16 protein-coding genes are annotated in these 18859 nt (G+C 57.2%); 1 reads left to right on the top strand and 15 read right to left on the bottom strand.

From position 1 onward, the window contains the following. Positions 1–119 precede the first annotated feature (119 nt). The 6 genes from GURA_RS13805 to GURA_RS13780 all read right to left on the bottom strand — a co-directional run bounded on the left by GURA_RS13805 (position 120) and on the right by GURA_RS13780 (position 3608). Positions 120–635 (bottom strand): hypothetical protein, encoded by a 516-nt coding sequence (locus tag GURA_RS13805; RefSeq protein ID WP_011939564.1) that lies wholly within the window; start codon positions 633–635, stop codon positions 120–122. Positions 636–673: 38 nt separating this feature from the next. Beyond that, a complete protein-coding gene (locus GURA_RS13800) occupies positions 674–1342 on the bottom strand; it encodes a cytochrome b/b6 domain-containing protein (RefSeq protein ID WP_011939563.1) in 669 nt (222 codons plus the stop codon). Then, positions 1339–2439: a cytochrome c3 family protein gene (locus tag GURA_RS13795; protein WP_011939562.1), complete on the bottom strand. Its 1101-nt coding sequence runs from the start codon at positions 2437–2439 to the stop codon at positions 1339–1341. The genes GURA_RS13800 and GURA_RS13795 overlap by 4 nt, the downstream gene beginning before the upstream one ends. A gap of 195 nt (positions 2440–2634) precedes the next feature. Further along, on the bottom strand, positions 2635–2886 hold the full coding sequence (locus tag GURA_RS13790; protein WP_011939561.1) for a hypothetical protein: 252 nt from the start codon (positions 2884–2886) through the stop codon (positions 2635–2637). Beyond that, positions 2883–3302, bottom strand: coding sequence for a DNA-binding transcriptional response regulator (locus GURA_RS13785; RefSeq protein WP_011939560.1), 420 nt, complete (start codon positions 3300–3302; stop codon positions 2883–2885). Before GURA_RS13785 ends, GURA_RS13790 begins: the two co-directional genes overlap by 4 nt. Positions 3303–3335: 33 nt before the next feature. Then, positions 3336–3608 carry a hypothetical protein gene (locus tag GURA_RS13780; RefSeq protein WP_011939559.1) on the bottom strand — a complete coding sequence of 91 codons (273 nt, stop codon included), beginning with the start codon at positions 3606–3608 and terminating at the stop codon, positions 3336–3338. A 118-nt stretch (positions 3609–3726) separates the two neighbouring features. On the opposite strand from GURA_RS13780, the gene GURA_RS24350 reads away from it, so the two are divergent. After that, positions 3727–3918, top strand: a complete 192-nt coding sequence (locus GURA_RS24350) for a hypothetical protein (RefSeq protein WP_157046210.1) — start codon at positions 3727–3729, stop codon at positions 3916–3918. 66 nt (positions 3919–3984) lie between these two features. Here GURA_RS24350 and GURA_RS13775 read toward each other — a convergent pair whose 3' ends face one another. The 9 genes from GURA_RS13775 to GURA_RS13735 form a co-directional block, all read right to left on the bottom strand. Continuing rightward, positions 3985–5391 (bottom strand): sigma-54-dependent transcriptional regulator, encoded by a 1407-nt coding sequence (locus GURA_RS13775; protein WP_011939558.1) that lies wholly within the window; start codon positions 5389–5391, stop codon positions 3985–3987. Then, positions 5373–7703, bottom strand: a complete 2331-nt coding sequence (locus GURA_RS13770; RefSeq protein ID WP_011939557.1) for a hybrid sensor histidine kinase/response regulator — start codon at positions 7701–7703, stop codon at positions 5373–5375. Before GURA_RS13770 ends, GURA_RS13775 begins: the two co-directional genes overlap by 19 nt. 285 nt (positions 7704–7988) lie before the next feature. Next, positions 7989–9542, bottom strand: a complete 1554-nt coding sequence (locus GURA_RS13765) for a DHA2 family efflux MFS transporter permease subunit (protein ID WP_041245457.1) — start codon at positions 9540–9542, stop codon at positions 7989–7991. 274 nt (positions 9543–9816) lie between these two features. Next, positions 9817–10923, bottom strand: a complete 1107-nt coding sequence (locus tag GURA_RS13760) for an HlyD family secretion protein (protein WP_011939555.1) — start codon at positions 10921–10923, stop codon at positions 9817–9819. Positions 10924–11155: 232 nt separating this feature from the next. Then, the gene (locus GURA_RS13755) at positions 11156–12427 is read right to left on the bottom strand and encodes a TolC family protein (RefSeq protein ID WP_011939554.1); all 1272 of its coding nucleotides are present in this window, start codon (positions 12425–12427) and stop codon (positions 11156–11158) included. A gap of 13 nt (positions 12428–12440) precedes the next feature. After that, entirely contained in the window at positions 12441–12854 is a 414-nt protein-coding gene (locus GURA_RS13750) for a MarR family winged helix-turn-helix transcriptional regulator (RefSeq protein ID WP_011939553.1), read from the bottom strand. Positions 12855–13011: 157 nt separating this feature from the next. Continuing rightward, positions 13012–14211 carry a nucleotidyltransferase domain-containing protein gene (locus GURA_RS13745; RefSeq protein WP_011939552.1) on the bottom strand — a complete coding sequence of 400 codons (1200 nt, stop codon included), beginning with the start codon at positions 14209–14211 and terminating at the stop codon, positions 13012–13014. After that, positions 14204–15976: an ABC transporter ATP-binding protein gene (locus tag GURA_RS13740; RefSeq protein ID WP_198134474.1), complete on the bottom strand. Its 1773-nt coding sequence runs from the start codon at positions 15974–15976 to the stop codon at positions 14204–14206. Before GURA_RS13740 ends, GURA_RS13745 begins: the two co-directional genes overlap by 8 nt. A gap of 329 nt (positions 15977–16305) precedes the next feature. Further along, a complete protein-coding gene (locus GURA_RS13735) occupies positions 16306–18453 on the bottom strand; it encodes a tetratricopeptide repeat protein (protein ID WP_011939550.1) in 2148 nt (715 codons plus the stop codon). Between the last annotated feature and the right edge of the window lie 406 nt (positions 18454–18859).

Genomic DNA, 18859 nt, shown 5'->3' with positions numbered 1-18859 from the left:
GGGGATGAACCGTGTAGGGGCGGGGTGTGCGGGGTGTAGGGGCGGGGTGTAGGGGCGGGGTGACCCCGCCCCTACGGGTGTGTTTTTCCGTATTCACATCGTCCGGCCGATCTCAACACCTACAACCGTCTCCCCAGCCGGTCCCTCTCCTCCGCAATCGCCCTGGATGAATATCTCCAGACGGTGAGATGCTCAAGCGTGATAATGGAGAGCCCGACGACCAGAACGACCAGGAAGTTTACATCCAGCGGTTCGGTAACCAGATAGAGCGGGTAAAAAACCGTCGGCAGCCCGATGTTGATCCAGCTGTGGCAAGGCCTGGCGCTTCCCACTGCCCTACCCAGGATGAGGACCAGGGCGGAGACCGTGGAGACGGCCAGGGCGATGTGCACCAGGATCGGGGGGGGCGGGGCGCCGAGTATCTGCCGTATACCTTCGGGAAGGGGGACGAGCAGGTTGATGTCCCGCAGGCAGAGCGCCAGGGCGCTGATCAGGAGGAAGAGCGCCATCGCCCAGAGGCCCCGGCGGGAAAGGGATTGAAGCCGGCGCATATCGTCTTGTGCCGCGGCGGTGAATGCTTTGCGGGGATGGTTATCTTCCAGCCGTTTCGTTTGTCCGATCATATGTCCGAGCATGATGGGCCTCCTTTCCTTTCGGGTTCAGGCGCAGTGCGTCAGTTATTCCCCTGTTCCGTCTGTTTTACTTCTCCATGCTCTTCCGCCTCTTCCCACCCGGTCCACATGGGCTTGATGTGCGCCATCGGGGAGTGCCCCAGCGTCGCCAGGTAGACGTGGGTAAAGAGAAAGGCGCAGAGCGAGCTCGCCAGGAGGAAGTGCCCCGATACGAGAATCTTCAGGCCGCCGCTCAGGAGCACCAGTTCCCGCAGGGGCGTGACGTTCATCAGCAGGATGCCGGTCAGGCTCACGAGCGGCATAAGGACGAACATGATGGCGAGATAGGCCGACTTCTGCATGGGATTGAACTTGTTGTCCGGCGTCGCGTGGTGCGGGCTCGGGTCGCCGCGGAAGTACCTGAAGAAGTAGAAGATTGCCTGCCTGAGGAGACCGTGCTGCAACTCCTCCTGGTTGGGGACATACAGCTTGAGCAGGGTGCCGGCGATCATCTTGTAGTAAAAGAACCAGAGGGAGAAGGAGACGGCCACGACGATCCCCGCCGTGTTGTGGAGGAGGATGGCCGTCTTGTAGCTGCCGAAAATTGCCAGGTATTCCGGGAAGCGGATCTGCGCGCCGGTTATGCAGAGGGTGACGATGCCCAGGGCGTTGAGCCAGTGCCAGATGCGCACCGGGGTGGGCTGAAGATAGATCATCGTATGTTTACTCATGACTGGTGCTCCTTTCCTTTTCTGTTCTTCCGCGTCAGGAAACGCAGGAAGCCGTGTCCGACCGGCATGACCATGCCGCCGGCAATGATGACCAGGCCGATCTTGTTGAGCGATGCGTTGCGGGAGGCCCCGGTCAGATAGAAATCGGGCGGGCCGTTGAGCGTGTCGAGAACCGCCCCTTTCTCCACTGCGACCCGCTGGAAGGCGCCGCTTTTATCCGGCAGGGCGATAGAACTGGTCTGCATGGCGTCGGGGCCGGAGGCGTGGCAGAAGGTGCAGTCCCAGCGGTTTTCAAGGATCTCGAAGTTGTGGGTCACTGTTTCCGGGGTCAGCACCCCTTGCAGACGCAGATGCTTGTAAGCGGGGTTGCGGTTGAACAGGCCCAGTTCGGCGAGGGAGATGTAGTTGTCGCCGTTACCGTCGATCATGGAGCGGATCCCTTTAGCTCCGGCAATTTTTTCCAGCTCTGCGTGGCCGGCCAGTTTAAACTCTCCGTTGCGCTTGTATCCCTCCCGTTTGATGATGTAAAGGGTGATGACGTAATTTTTCGATCCGGTGTGACAGGTGATGCAGGGGAGCATGCCGAGATGGAGGTCGGCCTGCGGCAGCCACCTGGCGTGCTTTGCAACCATCCCTTCGTTGTTGTGGCAGGTGGCGCACATCCTGTTCATCTCCTGCCCTGATATTTCGTTGGGGGCGTGCACCAGGTGCGGGTTGTGGCAGTCGTTGCAGGCAGCTTTTGCCGCATGAGCGGTCCGGGCATATTCCTCGGCCGTGTCGCCGTGGCACTCAAGACAACCGGCTTTGGCCGGGACAAGCTGGTCGCCTGGATGTCCACCGCCGATGGAATCGTGGCAGGCGGGGCAGCCGATTCTGGCGTGATTGGTGTGTTCGTATTTCACCGGGTCGATGAAATACCGGTCGCCGATATTTTTCGCATTTCCGTGACAGTCCAGGCAGTTGCCGCTTTTCCCGGTAATGCCGCCGTATGCGTAGCCCGGTCCGCCCGCTTCCGCGGCAGAGGCCATGGAAACGGCGGCGAGCAGGGCGAGCGCCGGGAGAAGACGGAGCGTCCATTTTATAATCTCTGTTTTCACTGTACCTTCCTCCTTGTCTTGAAATCAGAAATACGTTTATTTCTGGAGCCGGGGGATTCATCCCGAAGTCCTCCCCCCTCAGGGCGAACTACACCTCCCCTTGGTTTAAGGGGAGGCCGGGAGGGGTTACAACCTCATAACTCCCCCCACCCCCTCTTAATCTTAAGAGGGGGATTCTTGAATCAATGACGGTGCTCACCGGTCAACCTGCTGCTCATCCTCTTCACTCTCTGCTTTAACTGTTTCGACTTCCGCTGCCTCGTCTTCGGCCTTCCTGGTGCGGAAGATGGGGAGAAGCTGGCCGATGACGATCAGTGCGCAGAAGGCGAGGAAGATGGCGATCGCGATGCCGCTGCCGTCTTCTCTCGTCTGCGGCGCAGCGAAGGCGAGGGAGCCGGACCCCGTTGCCACGGCTGCAATGCCGCATATCCATGCCTTTGTTTTCATGATTTCCTCCTTGTGGTTTCCTGCTGTGAGTTATCGTGGCGGTTCGTGAAAGCGCATTCCACCGCCTGATGTATTTCCTCGCTGTCTTTGGGCCCGGCCGTTTTCAGGGCGTGGTAGAATATCCCTTCCTTCCTGATTTTCCTGATAAGCGGCAAGGGGAGTTCATCGGAAACCAGGATCACGGCCAGGCGCCGGTTGCATTTCTTGAGCAGGTGTATGAGGTCCGCCGAGTTGACCTTTTTATCGAAATCGTTACCCAACAGGACAACGGGGGTCTGCTTTTCCAGGATGCTGCAGAACGCATGGACCGCCGAATCCGTCGTCTCCACCTGGTAGCCCGCTTCTCTGAAATAGTCGGCCACCTGCTTGCGGAACTCGGTATCTCTGTCCGCTATGAGAATTCCTCGCTCGTCCATTGTTCTCTCCCTTTCACAGGCTGAAAACGCCGTTCATTCCGATTCCCGGGTTTCGACCTGTAGTTCTTTTTCCTTGCGGAACAGGCTGCATAGCCCCTTGACCATTGCCCCGAACAGAATCAGGCCGGGGACGAGCTGGATGGCGATGATGGCACCGATGAATCCGATGAAGAGGTTCGCCAGGATTCCGCCCCTCTGGCCTACATCGGCTATGCTGGAGACGAAAATCGTTCCGGCGAGTACAAGTGCTATGATCACTCCGCTTACGATCTTTCCTGACATCGAGCTTTTGATTAATGCGTTCATGGCGATCTCCTTTCGAAATGTTTTCCCTGAAGGGTTGTTTACCCTGGTAAGAGCAACGGAGATGCCATGTTGTTGGAATTTGTTAACAAAACAAATAAATCAGTGATGTCAGCTGGTTATGTGGGATGATGAGGTCGGTAAGTTGAAGGCGGGGGGATATGCGGTGGATATTTATCCTGCGGCGCAGGAATTATTCCTGTCCGGCAGGAAAAATCATAGAACGACACTTCTTTCGGACATGGTGAACACCTTAAAACCAATGGGACGCAGAAAAGGCGGAAAAAGAGGAAAAAACGGATTTAAAACCTGAGATTTCTGGGTTCCGGTTTAATCCGCCTTTATCCTCCTTTTCCGATTTTTCTGCGTTCCATCAGGTTTAGGGATGGGAGATTTCCTGTTTTTTGAGAAGGGCGTAGAGGCGGGACTGGGACAGGCCGGACAGCCGGCATGCCTCGTTCATGTTTTCTTGTGAGAGTGCCAGCAGGTCGTGGAGATATTGCTTTTCCGCCTGGGCATAGACGGACTCCCTAAAATCGTGCAATTTCGGAAATCCCGCCGGAGGCGCAGCTTCCGGACGGTCGGCGTCCGGTCCGTTTCGCACCGAGGCCTGCGCCACCTGGACGCGGATCTGCACCGGCAGATGTTTCGGGAAGAGAATCGGCTCCAGCCGGGCTGCGGCAATGGTTCGTTCCAGGCTGTTGACAAGCTCCCGCACATTGCCGGGCCACGGATATGCGGCGAGCGTTTTCATGAATTCGGGTGAGAATCCCTTGGCCGAAAGGCCGTAACGTTCGCACAGCTTGTCCACATGATATCCGGCAAGCTCCCTGATGTCTTCCGGCCGCTCCCGCAGGGGGGGCAACTCGATGACGAAGGAACGGAGGCGGAATAGGAGGTCTTCCCTGAATCGGCCGTCACGTACCATGCGGTCCAGGTCCCGATTGGTCGCTGCCACCAGTCTGAAATCGCTGGCGATTTCACGGTGACCCCCGACCGGCCGGAAGCGGTGTTCCTGGAGAACCCGCAGGAACGCCTTCTGCATGGAGAGGGGGAGTTCTCCCACCTCGTCGAGGAAGAGCGTCCCTCCGTTCGCCTGAAGAACCAGCCCCTCCCGGCTCTGTTCCGCACCGGTGAAGGCGCCTTTTTCATGGCCGAAGAGGAGGCTCTCGACGAGCGTTTCCGGGAGCGCCGCGCAATCGACCACCACGAAGTTTCTCCCGTTTCTCCGGCTGTTCTCATGTACCGCCCGGGCGAAGAGCTCCTTTCCCGATCCTGTTTCGCCGGTGATGAGCACGTTTGCGTCGCATTCCGCAGCCTGGGCCACCAGTTCGAGGCAGACCTTCGTCTTCGGGCTGTTGCCGACGATATCCTCCCGCTTCAGGACCACCACATTCCTTGCGCTTTTGCCGTTCCTCTTCTGTTTCCGGTATTCCAGGGCGCGGACAAGGGAAAGGGTTATCTCCTTGACCGACGAGCCTTTCTCGATATAATCCCAGGCGCCGCTCTTGATGGCCAGTTCTGCCCCCAAAGGGTTGCCGAAGCCGGTCATGATGATGATTTCCGGGGAAGAGGTGGTCGCCTCGATTCTGGGAATCATGTCCAGCCCGTTGCCGTCGGGCATCCTCACATCGAGAAAAACCACGTCGAACGCCTGTGAGGAGGCCTTTTCCAGCCCTGCTCCCAGGGTGTGGGTGCAGGTGACCTCATGCCCCCAGCGGCCTGCCACAAGGGACAACGACTGACACATCAGGTCATCGTCATCGATTATGAGTATCTTTGCCATGGGGCTTCCTCCGTACTATCCTGCTGGTCAAGCACCCGGCGGATGGTTTTGGCCATTTCCGCCCGGTCGAGGGGCTTCAGCGCCAGTTCACGGATACCCGCCGCTACCTGTCCCTCTTTCGTGGCAAAGTCCCTGGCCGCGTGGCCGAAGCCGGTGCAAAGGATGACGGGTATGTCTGGGCGGATGCGGAGGATCTCCCTCGTCAACTCTGTGCCCGTCATTTTCGGCATGGTCTGATCGGTAATGATCAGGTCGAAGTCGTTCGGCTGGGTATGGAACAGTTCCAGCGCTTCGCCGCCGTCCTTTTTCGCCACGACTTCATAGCCCAGTCGCTCAAGCATCATTTTTCCGGCGAAGACGAGGTCCTCTTCATCGTCGATAAAGAGGATGCGTTCTCTCCCGCGGGGAGTCGACATGTTCGTATCGATTGTTCCATATTCCGTTTCATGGTCGATGCGGGGAAGAAAGACGTGAAAGCTGGTTCCTTTGCCCGGTTCGCTATTGACCGTGATCGCCCCTCCGTGGTTCTTGACAATACCATGAACGACCGACAGTCCGAGACCGGTCCCTTCGCCGTGTCCCTTGGTGGTAAAAAATGGATCGAAAATGCGCTCCATCGTCGCACTGTCCATGCCGTGCCCCGTATCCTGCACGGTCAGCCTCAGGTACGGGCCCGACGGCAAATCCGGGAAACCGGAGACGGCGGCGGTGTCCAGGTCAATGTTGACCAGCATTATATCCAGCTTCCCTCCATTTGCCTGCATGGCATGTCCGGCGTTGGTGCACAGGTTCATGACGATCTGGTGCATCTGGGTCGGATCGGCCTGAACCAGCCCCGGCCGGCCGGCGATATTCTGGCTGATCTCGATGGATGTGGGGAACGAGGCCCGCAACAGCTTAAGGCATTCGCTTATGATGCGTTCGACCTGTACCGGTTGCCGCTCCTGTTCGACCTGGCAACTGAAGGTGAGGATCTGCTTGACCAGGTTTCTGCCCCGGTAGCTGGACTTGAGCACCACGTCCAGAAGTTCGCGCATGGGGCTCCCTTCCGGAACATCGTCTCGCGCCATCTCGGTGCAGGTTATGATGGAAGCGAGGTTGTTGTTGAAATCGTGGGCAATGCCGCCGGCCAGGGTCCCGATGGCTTCCATCCGTTGCGCCTGGCTCAGCTGCCTTTCCAGTTGAACCTCATGGGTAACGTCACGGATCAGGGCAACGTAGTTGCTGACAGCGCCGGAGTCATCGGAAATGGTCCAGATGGCAGCGTCTATGTCGTACGGCCGCTCGTCTTTACCCTTGTGGATGGAGTTGCTGATCCGTACCTCGCCGCGGGAGATGGCCTCCCATATGGCCGAATAAAATCCACGCATGTGAGGCCCGCAGTCCAGGGTCTGGAGGTTGTTGCCGATCATCTTGTCCGGGGCATGGCCGGTGATGGTCTCCACAGCCGGATTGGCATACTGGATCAAGCCGTTGCCGTCGAGGAGGATGATCCCTTCCAGCGCCTGTTGAATCACCGAAGCGAGCAGCTTGCGCTCCTTCTCCACCTTCTTTCGGTCGGCGCTTGTACGCAGCGCGGCAATGCCGTATGACAGATCGTCCGCCAGTTCTTCAAGGAGTTTGACTTCCCTGTTGTCAAAGGCACCTTCTTCGCCGGCAAAAATGACCAGCGCGCCGAAGGGGCGCTCTCCGGAAGTCAGGGGAAGGGAAATCGATGCAGCGAAGCCGTGTCTCAGCGCTTCTTCCCGCCACGGTTTCCATCGCGGGTCCAGGAGGATGTTCTGCACTACACACGTTGTGCCGCAACGTATTGCAGTGCCGGTAGGCCCCTGCCCCCAGTCGGATTCCGACCAGGATAGCTTCAAACCGTTCAGGTATCCTTTCTCGTCTCCCCACTGGGCCACAGGCCGGACGGTCCTCTCTTCGTCATCCTCGGCTATTCCCACCCACGCCAGCCGATAACCGGCTGCTTCGACAAAGGTCCTGCATATTTCCTCCATCAGCCGCACTTCGTCTGTAGCATGGATGAGGGCCTTGTTGCAGTCGCTTAACGCTTTGAAGGCGCGATTGGCCCTGTGGAGCGCTTCCTTGCCCTGCATGATCTCTTCCAAGCTGTGGTGAATGAGAAAGTAGAGTATCAAGGCGGTGAAAATAATGAAAAACGCATGGTTGGTCGCTTCCATGCGAATAAATGTCCAAGGTTCGTCGTATGGACCCGAAAAGAACAGATTGGCTGCAACTGCCCACAACACCCCGATAAGCATATAGATTACTGCAATCGAAAGGGGGGTCAACTTCCATTTTGCAGGCATGCGGAGCATAGTTCACCTTCTGCCGTGAAACAGGATTTGTGAGACTAATTACAATGCGTTAATTATAACGCAAAATGATTGCTATTCCACTTCTGCTAGGCCGATATTTTGTAAAAAAAGGGGTTTTGTAGGGGCGTACCCTTGGGTCGCCCGCCTTTGCCTGATGTGAATAGAGCAACAAGGTCTGATTTGACGACAAGGGCGGGCCAAGGCCGCGCCCCTACAATTTGAATTTCTTTGCGGCTTTGTGTGCGTAAAAGGATCTTTGGCGTGGGGATTCTTTGCCTAGTGCATTCCCGCTGGAGCGGCGTGGCGCTTCGGTTTTTTCAGGAGGAGCAGGCAGGGGATGATGATGAGAAAGGCGATGCCGACCACCCAGAAGATCCGGTTGTAGGCGAGCATGGCAGCCTGGCGTCTGAGCATGCTGTAGATTGTGGCATAAGCGTTCTTGTCGGCGGTGACCGCATCGAGTCCCCGGCTCATGGCGGCCTGCTTCAAGCCGGCGAGCCTCGTCTGCGCCACGGGATTGTAAGGGGTAACCTGGGCGACGAGATTGGACTGATAGAACTGGGCGTAGCGCGACAGCAAGGTTGCGGCAATGGCGATGCCTACACTGCCGCCGACGTTTCGGAGCAGGTTGAAGATGCCGGTGGCATTGCCCATTTCTTCCTTCTGGATGGTGGCGAGGGTGACGGTGGTAAGGGGAACGAAGATCATCGCCAGCCCTACGCCGAGCACGATCCTGGGCCAGACGAAGTCCCAGTAGGCTGCATCCAGGGTAAAGCCGCGCATGATGTACATGGAAAAGGCGCCGATCAACAGCCCGCAGAAGACCACCTTGCGCCCGTCGTAGCGCTGGATGATCGCGCCGACAAAAGGCATGGTGATGAGGGTGGCCACCCCGCCCGGGGCGAGCACCATGCCTGCCATGGTGGCGTTGTACCCCATCAGGGTCTGGAGGAAGAGGGGGATGAGCATGATGGAGCTGTAGAGGCAGAAGCCGACGATGAACATGATGAAGTTGCCGGCGGAAAAGGAGACGTTCTTGAACAGCCGCAGGTTGACGATCGGGTGCGGGTGCTTCAGCTCCACGTAGATGAGCATGAGCAGTGAGACGGCCGAGACGACGGAGCATGAGAGGATGAAGGACGAGTTGAACCAGTCGTCCTGCTGCCCTTTGTCCAGAACCACCTGGAGGGCGCCGAGACCGATGACCAGAAGCGCCAGTCCCCAGTAGTCTATGGCGACCTTGGCCCGCTTGAGATAGGGTGGGTCGAAGATGAAGTACGTAGCCATGGTTACCGCGACGATGCCGATAGGGATGTTGATGTAAAAGATCCAGCGCCAGTTCATGTTGTCTGTGATCCAGCCGCCGAGAGCGGGGCCGATGATCGGCCCGAACATGGCGCCTACGCCGAAGATGGCCATGGCCATCCCCTGCTGGTAGGGGGGGAAGGTTTCCATCATGATCGCCTGGCTGGTCGGGATCAGTGCCCCCCCGGCTGCCCCCTGGAGGATGCGGAAAAAGATCAGTGTGGCAAGGGTCGGTGCTGCGCCGCACAGAAGCGACGACAGGGTGAAGAGGATGATGCAGGTGATGAGGAATCTCTTCCTGCCGAACATGCGCGCCAGCCAGCCGGTCATGGGGAGGACCACGGCGTTGCTCACCAGGTAGGAGGTGAGCACCCAGGTGATCTCGTCGGTGCCGGCATTGAGGCTCCCCTGCATGTGGGGGAGAGCGACGTTTGCCACCGACGTGTCGACGATCTCCATGATGGTGGGGAGCATGACCGTGATGGTGATGAGCCATTTATTGATGTTTTTTGCGTCGTTTTTCATGGATGAACCGAGAAAAGGCTTTAGGCCCTTAAAAACAGTTAAAAAGTCAGAATCCACCACTAAGTCACTAAGAGCACTAAGGAAGCAAAAGATTAAACCGTCTTTTCGGTCTTCTTGGTGTCCTTAGTGCCTTAGTGGTGAAAAAGGTTTTTTGCGACTGCATCAAGCTTTATCGAGACTTGATGCGGTTTCCTCTGTGATTCCTCAGTGTCTCCGTGCCTCTGTGGCGGAAGTGCCGTTCTTTTCTCAGTATTCGGGCGGGGAAACCCCGCCCCTACGAAAACGGGTTCAAATCCTTGAGGATGTCCGCCAGTCCCCGTTCGATGATGATCGACGGAACGACGCTCATGCCGATCCTCAGATGGTGGCCGGGGTCGCTGTTCCTGTCGACAGCTATTTTGATCGGGATGCGCTGGACGACCTTGACGTAGTTGCCGGTGGCGTTTTCCGGCGGCAGCAGGGAGAAAGCCGCGCCGGTGCCGGCCATGATGCTGTCCACCGTACCACGGAAGGTCTGGCCGGGATAGGCATCCACGTTGAATTCCACTTTCTGACCCGGTTTGACATGGGTCAGCTGGCTTTCCTTGTAGTTTGCCGTCACCCAGGAGTCTTCCAGCTTGACCAGGGCCATGAGCGGCTGTCCCGGCTGGATGTAGTTGCCGGCTTCCACTGATTTGCGGGTGATGTAACCGTCGGCAGGGGCGAAGATTTTCGTGTAGGAGAGGTTCAGCTCCGCCTCGTCGAACTGCGCCTTTTTTTGCGCCACTTTTGCATCCTTGCTGCCGGTGCCGATCAGGCCGACCTCTGCTTCCGCCCTGCGCAACGTTTCTTCTGCCTGGCGTTTCTCCATGACTGCGACCTTGTATGCAGTTTCCAGTCGATCCAGCTGCTCTTTGGGGACGACTTCCTTGGCAAACAATGCCTTGCCCCGCCTGAGGTCCGTATCGGCCTGTTCGAGCTTGACTTTGGCGAGACTGACGGCTGTCCTGGCTGCGTCCACCTTGGCGTGTTCACCCGAGGTCTCGTTCCTGGCCATGTTCATGGTTGCCGTTGCGTCAGCCACCCGTGCCTGGTAGTCGATGGGGTCCAGTTCTACGATCAGGTCCCCCTTTTTCACGAACTGGTTGTCCCGGACCGCGACATTCCTGACGATCCCCGGTATCCGGGCGGAAATGGAGTGGATATGCGCTTCGACGAAGGCGTTGTCCGTTGTGATGTGGGTCTGGCCTTTTATCCACCATTTAAAGCCGAAGGCGCCGCCGACTGCAAGTATGATGAGCAAAAATATGCCGGCGCGCTGCTTCTTGCCGGGCCCCTTTTTCTTTTCCTCAGCCGGCGGGGTTGCGTCGCCGGTGTTGTTCGTTTCCGTTTCTTCAGCCATCTGCTTCCTCCGTTACTAAAGCAGGTTGAGGTTCAGGTTGAGGTTGAGATATTTTGTAACTATTCAGCTTACTGCTTATAACCCCACCTGTCCTCCCCTTAAGCTAAGGGGAGGGACGCAACGTTGTCGCCGTATCGGAAGTCCCAGACGAAGCCGATTTTCACGTCCCCCCTCTTAAGCTAAGAGGGGGACAGGGGGAGTTAGCAATCGGTGTTGAATAGTTACGATATTTTCACAGTTCACCGATGGATCTTTTGACCCGCGCCGCCGCCACCTGATAATCGAAGACGGCGCTGGAATATTCCGTCCTGGTCTGGGTCAGGAGGGTCTGGGCGTCGATCACTTCGGTGGCCGTGCCTACTTTTTCCAGATACCGGTCATTGTTGATCCGCAGGTTTTCTTCACTCTGCTGGATCGCTTTTTCAGTTACGGCAATCCGTTCTCCCGCAACCTTGAGATCATTGAGGGCCGTTTGCAGCTCAAGCCTGATGTTTGCCGTAAGGCTTCGGAGTCTTTCCTCTTCCCTTGTCTTGACCTTCAAGGCCTGCCGCTGGCGTGAGGTTGTGGCAAGGCCGTCGAAGAGGTTGATCTTGAAACCGATGGTGGCCGACATGATGGTCTGTTCCTGGACCTTGTCGTTTTGCGCATAGTCAAGGGCGAGTTTGGCGAACAGCTCGGGATAGTAGTTGCTTTTGCTTTCCTTGACTGCGGCCTCGTCAGCCTGAACGAATTTTTTCAATGCTGCGATCTCAGGGCGCTTACGCAACGCTATTTCCATCATCATGTCCAATTCGGCGGCTTCTTCGCGTGCAACGGGCTCTTGCAGTTCATCGCGGTAGCCGGCCGGCTGGCCGGTGAGGAAGTTGAGATAGAGCCAGCCGTTTTCCAGGTTGTTCGCAGCTGCAAGCCTTCTTTGCTTGCTGTTGGCAAGTTTCACCTGTGCCTGGAGAAGGTCGTTGCGTGTAACAACCCCCTGTTCGTAAAGGGTTTGCGCCATCCGCTGGTGATCGGTCGTCTGCTTGACCTCTTCTTCCGCGGTAAAGAGGAATTTCTGCCCTTCGAGGATGCCGTAGTACGCCTGCACGACCTGGAGGAAAACATCCTGTTCCTGGCCGCGATAGCCGTGGAGGATGGCTTCCCTGGCAAGGAACGCCTGTTCGCGGCGGGACGCGGTGCGGCCGAAATCATAGAGCGTTTCGTAGATCGAGAGGTTGGCAAAGCCGAAATTCGTTTCCTGTGTCGGTATCGCCGTAGGACCTATTTTCACTGACTGCGGTTCCTGTTGAGCCACATATCCGGCCTGGAAATCGACCCGGGGGAGATAACCGCTTTCAGCAATTGCGATATTTTCTGCGGCGATCTTTTCGTCGTGGGACGCCACTTTCAGGACGGTATTGGCTGCTGCGGCCCTGGCCAGGCAGTCACGCAGGGTCAGGGGAGAGGCTTGTGCGGCCCCGACGGAAAATATGGTCAGTGCTGTTGCAAAACAAACGATTCTGTACATTGAATTCTCCAGGTCAGCTGCGGAGTTTCTGCAGAAGCTCTTTTAACGTTTCCAGTTCATCCTCTGTAAGCGCGGCGGTGAACCGGCTCTGCGACCGCACGGCAATGGCGCACAGTTCGTCTTCCAGGGATTTGCCCTTGCCGGTGAGGCAGATGCGGTACGCGCGACGGTCGTCGGGGTCGGCGAGGCGCTTTACCAGCCCTTCCTTTTCCAGCCGGTCGATGAGCCCCCCCATGGTGGTGCGGTCTATCTGGCTCCTGGTGGAAAGCTCGGCCTGGGAGAGGCCGTCCTCCTGCCACAGGAAACCGAGCAGGCCGAACTGCTGGGGGGTCAGGTCGTGCCCCTCGAATTCTTCCTTGAAGATGGCGCAGGCTCTCTGGTAGGCCTTTGCCAGCAAAAAACCGACACTTTTCCCGATGTCTATCATAAGAACGTCCCGAACAGCGTGATTTTTATAAACTATACAGATTTAGTCAGTATGCTGTCAATGTTTGTTTGGTCGCTGGAAATGCATGCTGAGAACCGTCTATGAGGTATTGAGGCTGGGAAGTAATGTGCGCTGACAGTTGCGCGAACGCTGTTTTTCAGATGTGCCGCTTGATCCAGAGGATCGGCCGCAGCGGATAATAGAGCCAGAACAGACTGTCCGGCAGTGGGAATTCCTCGAAGTCCGTAGGGGATATCAGCAGGCGCTTCAAGGCGGTGTAATGGGATATGGTCTTTTTCAGACACATGCTATACCGCATATCTCTCAAACCATTCAGAAATCTATACCCCTCGGCACCGAGCATGGCGTCGAGAGCTTCTGTTGCCAGGGCGAAGGCGGATTTTTCCCGGATGATCAAGGTGAGCAATGGTTCGGACAACCTGATTCCGTATAACCAGTGCGTAAGAAGGGCGGTCTGTGCCAGAATGAGCGTCAGGTCGAGCCTGCGGGCAATGGCGAGCAGATCGTCGCACTCGGCGGGCCGCTGCCGGGACAGCAGCATGGCGACGTCGCCCAGCCACTTGAGACGCATCCATTTGTGGCGCGCCCCGTGATCAGAGAGAAACAGCAGCAGGGCATCTTCAGCCGGACATTTGATGCGGACCCCCATCCAGTCGACCGGCCGGCATTGGCCCCAGAGCTCTTCGGACTGCTCCGGCGTCCACAACTCGCAGCGCCAGTGAAGTTCCAGATGCAACCCGAGCCTTTCGTGCAGATATTCATAGTGGTAATTTTTCGATACGAGATACCTTCGTTGCCTCGCCGTCATCCCGGTTCCCGGAAAGATGCGTCGATACCCCTCTGCTTCGAGGAGACGGTCGGTCCGGTCGAGATCTTCCAGCTTGACCATCAGATCCATGTCCCGCGAGTGCCTCATTCCCGGATCGCCGAACAACTGCAACGACAGCATCACCCCTTTCAACGGGAGCACTTCGATGCCGTGACCGGCAAACTTCCTGATCAATCGAACCAGTTCCGCCGCATGAAGAAGCGCCTGTCTACGCACTTGCTCGCTTCGACCCTTCAGTTTTTCCCTTACGTTGTTGGGAAAGCGGTTGTCCGCATGCTTCCGCAAAGCAGCGTAAACCAGTGCCGACACCTCATGTCGGTTGACCAGAGCGGTAAATGCGCCCCAGTCTGTGCACTCATTGCAAAGGGAGACGATCTTCTCCGCCTGGTCCTGCTCCAGCGATGACGGGGCGACCCAGGAACACGCCGCGAGCAGCCGGAATTCCGGGGAGAGTCGGAAATGACCGGGAAACGACGGCAGCGACTCCGGTTTTGACATGTCAGCCATTTGTCGCCTCCCGCATCTGCGTCAGCCATGAATCGGCGTAACGACCTCCGGCGGCGACCAGTTGGGCATGGGTGCCGGATTCCGTAATCCGTCCCTCTTCCATGACGTGGATCATGTCGGCATGCATGGCGGTGGTGAATCTATGGGTGATCATCACTGCTGTACGTCCTTCCGTCAGTTCCCGGAATCTGCCCAGCCAGTCGGATTCGGCCCACGAATCCATGGCGCTGGTCGGTTCGTCCAGGGCGATGATGGCGGCGTTGCGGAGAAAAGCCCGGGCCAGTGCAACCCGCTGCCATTCGCCGACACTCAGTTCCGCACCGCCGAACCATTTTCCCAGGACCGCTTCATACCCTTGCGGCAAACGCTCGATGGGGAGAGCGGCTCCAGCTGCCCGGGCCGCTGCCTGGATACGCTCGGCATCAGGGCTCGACGCCAGGTCCCCCATGGCGATGTTCTCTGCGGCGGTGGCGTGATAGCGAACCGGTTCCTGGAAAAGGACAGTGATTCCTTTTCGCAGCTCCGCCAGTCCCAGATCCCGCAACTCTGCGCCATCCAGGAGGATTTTTCCCTCCTGCGGATCGTACAAGCGGCAGAGAAGTTTGACCAGGGTGCTTTTGCCGGCGCCGTTGTGGCCGACGACGGCCGTTACCCGGCCTGCAGGGAGGGTAAGATTGAAATCGTTCAGGGCGTTCCGCTCGCTGCCGGGATAACGGAACGTGACCCCGGCGAAACGGACACCCTCCCTCAGCGGCACAGGCACAGGTCTTGGATCGGGTGCCTCGTCGAGTTGCGGCGAGAGCGCCAGGAATTGAAAGAGATTGTCCATGAAGAGGGTGCTTCGGTAGATTCGGCCAGTACTTTCAAAAAGGGACCTGAGCAGCTTTTGTCCCTGCTGGAATGCCTGGTAGCAGAGCACCAGGTCGCCGAGCCGTGCAAGCCCCCTGGCAGCGCGGATGAGCATCCAGACCATGCCGGCCAGGCCGCCGAGCCAGGCGATCGTCCCTGCCGCCAGCTCCGCCTTCATCCCCTCGCGTGCAAGGGCGAGGCGGCCTAAGCGTAGCCGGGAGCGCAGCCGCTGAAACGCGCCTCGATGGTGCTCGCCAAGATCGAAGAGGCGCATCTCCGCCGCACTCCCCCGATCCGTCAGCATCCAGTCGTAATAGCGAATGCGGCGTTCATTGGCGGTATTGCTGATGCGCCACTGGTGCTCGCGCAGGACATAGCGGCCGACGGTCCAGAGTCCCGGCAGAGCGCTGCCGATGAGCAGAACGGGTAGCCAAGGCGTGTAGGCTGCCAGCATAAAAGCCAGGACGACAAGTGTCAGCCCGTTCTGGATGAGTGTGCCGAGACTTTCCAAAAGGGCTATCGGCTGGGTGATGGCGTCTACCCGTGCCCGGTGCAGCAGGTCGTAGGAGCCGGGATTCTCGTAGAACGACAGGTCGAGTGAAAGTGCCTGGGTGTGAATAAGGTTGTGGATCTGATCCTGCACCAGTTCCGCCTGGGCTGTCCGCACCCAGGTCATGAGGCTGGTCAGGAGTTGGCTGGCGATCCAGAGAAGGGCGATGGACGCGATGGGGGGCCATACCGATAAAAAGGCGTCCAGAGGCGCGTGCCCGGCCAGTGCCGCCGACAAACGATCCACCGTGATCTTGGTCAGGTAGACAAGCGCGGCCGGCGCTACACCCTGGAAAAGGAGAAGAATGCCCCAGGCGACGGTCCAGCCCCGCGCTGCACGCCAGACTAGACTGAGTCCCCGGCCCATCAGGGGGAGACATCGATATGATTCCCGTAAAGCTCTATTTATCATTTATTTTAATGGACAGTTCCTATCCTGCTTAAGTGCTTACATGTTTAGGAACCGCCCTGACCCGCAGTCATGCTGATCGGGAGGCATTGTGATGAACTAAAATTAATTGGCGAAAGATTAGCATATAAAAAGAAAAAGGAAAGGAACGGAATGAAAAAAATCGAAAGAGAGGGTATCGGCTGGTCGGTTTAAATGTGAAACGGTCTCTTCAACCCTGTTGCCTGAAAGGTGCAAAACCTGTAGAAACAGGCTTTGCAGTATCAGAACCGGAACAAGATAAGGTTTTAAACGGGTGGTGATTTTGGCGGTGAGCTAGGCGCCGTTTTGTCGGAGGCTTTGTTCCCCAGGTTGTAAAAACGCTGATAAATTTCGATTCCGGCCAGCACCTTTTTCACGTATTCCCTGGTTTCGCCGAAGGGGATGCTTTCTATGAACTCTTCCCGGGGCAAGTCGCCGAATCTTTTCTGCCAGCGGCCCACATTGCCGGAGCCGGCGTTGTACGAGGCGATGGCCAGCACCAGGTTGCCGTTGTGGAGGGACAAGAGGTCCTTTAGGTGCTTTGCGCCGTAACGGATGTTCAGTTCCGGCCGGGTGAGATGGTTGGTGTCGAAGGTGGCGGCTCCCCCTTTTTCGATGGCGGCGGCGGTGGCGGGCATGAGCTGCATGAGCCCGACCGCCCCTGCAGGTGAGAGGGCGGTTGGAGAAAACGTGCTCTCCGCGCGGATGATGGAGTAGATAAGGCTTTCCTGCAAGTTGTTGGCTGCGGCGTTTTGGGCCACATATTCCTGGAATGCGAGGGGGTAGTTTATGCTCCAGAGAAGCGCGCTCTCCTTGTCGTATCTGCGTAGCCGCTCTTTTCTGAAGAGGTTGATGGCGCTGTTGTAATTGCCCATTTCCAGGTAGAGACGGGCAATTCCCTGCTGCAATTTCTGCTTTTTGGCGCCGTAAAGTTCCTTGCAGGCTTCATCGTAAAATCCCATGGCTATCAGCGCCTTTACCCGTTCAAAGCCGGCGGGGACCGGCAGCAGTTCAGCAGGATTTTTGGCTGGGGTGGTAGTTTCCGCCTCCTTGATGTCGGCTTCATTTTTGTAGGCAAGGGCATAGTAACCCAGCGGATATTCGCTCATCAGGTCGGAAAAGCAGCCCTGGGCGCTTTTGGGGTCCCCTGCGGCGAGCAGGGACCGTCCGCGCCAGTAAAGGGCCTTTTCTCTCGTGCTTTCCTGGTTGGCCAGTTTGTTGAAATATTCAGCTGCTGTCTTGAAATCGCGGGTCTGGTAACTCCCCCAGGCGATCTCCCAGATAACGTTCTTGCTCTGGTTCGAGTCGGGGTAAAGGTGTAACGATTTCTGGAGGAGCGGCAGCGTTGCGTCCCACTTCTTCTGGGACTTCCTGATCAAGGCCGCCTCCAGGAGCGCATCGTCGGCAAGTGTGGATTTAGGCGAGGACTCCGCCAGCTTCAGGTATGTATTGAAGGCTTCTTCATCTTTGCCGATTTTTGCATTGGTTCTTGCCAGCCAGAATCGGACATCGTCACTGGTCTCTTTTTTCAGGTTTTTCTTCAAAAGCTCGTTGAAAGCCAGCTCCGCATCCTTGTAATGCCTGGACTTGAACAGGGCCTGGCCGGTTTTGAATTGCAGCTTGGTGAGAAAATCGCCGTTAAGGTCAGGGGATTGCCGGCGCGCCGCATTGAAGGTCTTTACCGCCTGGCTGTACTTTCCCAGGTCGAAGAGGATGGTTCCCTGGTGAAGAAGTTCGGAAGGGGAGAATGGCGCGATGTCGGCCCCTTTTCGGCCGACCCGCTCCAGATCTTCACCGGCTTTGACGGCCACAGCCGATGCCGGATAGTTCAGGGCGATGGAACGCAATATGGAAACAGCGCCGGTCATGTCCGCCAGTTGTTCACGGCAGAGCGCCGATTTGTGGAGTGCGGAAAGGGAATCCGCTCCGGCCGGATATTTTTCGATAAATTCGCCGAAGGCGCTGAGTGCGCCTTTGTAATCTCCGCTGTCATACAGGGTGTTGCCAAGGAGCAGTGCGGCTCCACGTACGAGTGGACTCTCTGGATAATTCTTCAGCACCTTGCGCAGCGGCACCAGGGCTTCGGCATGTTTGCCGAGTTTGTTCAGGGCGCGGGCCTGATGATAGAGGGCGTAATCCGCGAGAAGCGGGAAGCCTTCGGTTGCCCGGGATAAGCAGTCGGCCGCTTCCTCCCACTTTTCAAGCCTGCTTGCCGCCATGCCGATCATGAACTCCCGGGCGTCTCCTTTTCGGGCCGACAAAGCAGCCTCCAGCGCAGCCTGATACTCCTTGTCCCTGAAGTGGGCCGATGCCTTGATGAGCGCATCATCCGGTAACGGGTAGAGGTTTATTCCCGAAGCCGGCAGGGTAAGGAACAACAGCATGGCAATGGTGGAAAACGAGCGGAAAAACATCGGAACTCCTTTGGGAAAAGCTTTTGCGTGGTGTTGCGTCGGCGCCATCCACCATCGACTATCAACCATCAACCGCTTATACTAACCGCAACTTTTTGTAAAATGCAAAGGGTTTTTGCCGATAATTCAAGTAAACTGTTTGACAAGTCACTTCCGGTTTTGCATAGTCAAAATCTAATCAGCGTTGTCCGGTTTGGTTTTTGCTTACGTCCCGTAGGGACAGAATACTGGTAGCCGGGGAATTCATTCCCCGGTCATCCAGGCGAAATATCATCACGTCACGTACGTGACGTGGGGAAATATAGCATCTCATCCGGGGGATGAATCCCCCGGCTACATTCGAACGCCCCTAATGGGGCTTAACAACCTTGATGCACAAACCAAACCGGACAACGCTGAAATCTAA

Origin of the sequence: Geotalea uraniireducens Rf4 (assembly GCF_000016745.1) — a bacterium.
GTDB lineage: Bacteria > Desulfobacterota > Desulfuromonadia > Geobacterales > Geobacteraceae > Geotalea > Geotalea uraniireducens.
This window is presented reverse-complemented; position numbering and strand designations above follow the sequence as displayed.

Coding starts and splice junctions, on each gene's coding strand:
- GURA_RS24350 (WP_157046210.1), top strand. CDS start 3,727: ATGTGGGATGATGAGGTCGGTAAGTTGAAGGCGGGGGGATATGCGGTG.
- GURA_RS13765 (WP_041245457.1), bottom strand. CDS start 9,542: ATGAAAAACGACGCAAAAAACATCAATAAATGGCTCATCACCATCACG.
- GURA_RS13805 (WP_011939564.1), bottom strand. CDS start 635: ATGCTCGGACATATGATCGGACAAACGAAACGGCTGGAAGATAACCAT.
- GURA_RS13780 (WP_011939559.1), bottom strand. CDS start 3,608: ATGAACGCATTAATCAAAAGCTCGATGTCAGGAAAGATCGTAAGCGGA.
- GURA_RS13750 (WP_011939553.1), bottom strand. CDS start 12,854: ATGATAGACATCGGGAAAAGTGTCGGTTTTTTGCTGGCAAAGGCCTAC.
- GURA_RS13770 (WP_011939557.1), bottom strand. CDS start 7,703: ATGCCTGCAAAATGGAAGTTGACCCCCCTTTCGATTGCAGTAATCTAT.
- GURA_RS13735 (WP_011939550.1), bottom strand. CDS start 18,453: ATGTTTTTCCGCTCGTTTTCCACCATTGCCATGCTGTTGTTCCTTACC.
- GURA_RS13745 (WP_011939552.1), bottom strand. CDS start 14,211: ATGGCTGACATGTCAAAACCGGAGTCGCTGCCGTCGTTTCCCGGTCAT.
- GURA_RS13740 (WP_198134474.1), bottom strand. CDS start 15,976: ATGGGCCGGGGACTCAGTCTAGTCTGGCGTGCAGCGCGGGGCTGGACC.
- GURA_RS13785 (WP_011939560.1), bottom strand. CDS start 3,302: ATGGACGAGCGAGGAATTCTCATAGCGGACAGAGATACCGAGTTCCGC.
- GURA_RS13800 (WP_011939563.1), bottom strand. CDS start 1,342: ATGAGTAAACATACGATGATCTATCTTCAGCCCACCCCGGTGCGCATC.
- GURA_RS13760 (WP_011939555.1), bottom strand. CDS start 10,923: ATGGCTGAAGAAACGGAAACGAACAACACCGGCGACGCAACCCCGCCG.
- GURA_RS13755 (WP_011939554.1), bottom strand. CDS start 12,427: ATGTACAGAATCGTTTGTTTTGCAACAGCACTGACCATATTTTCCGTC.
- GURA_RS13790 (WP_011939561.1), bottom strand. CDS start 2,886: ATGAAAACAAAGGCATGGATATGCGGCATTGCAGCCGTGGCAACGGGG.
- GURA_RS13775 (WP_011939558.1), bottom strand. CDS start 5,391: ATGGCAAAGATACTCATAATCGATGACGATGACCTGATGTGTCAGTCG.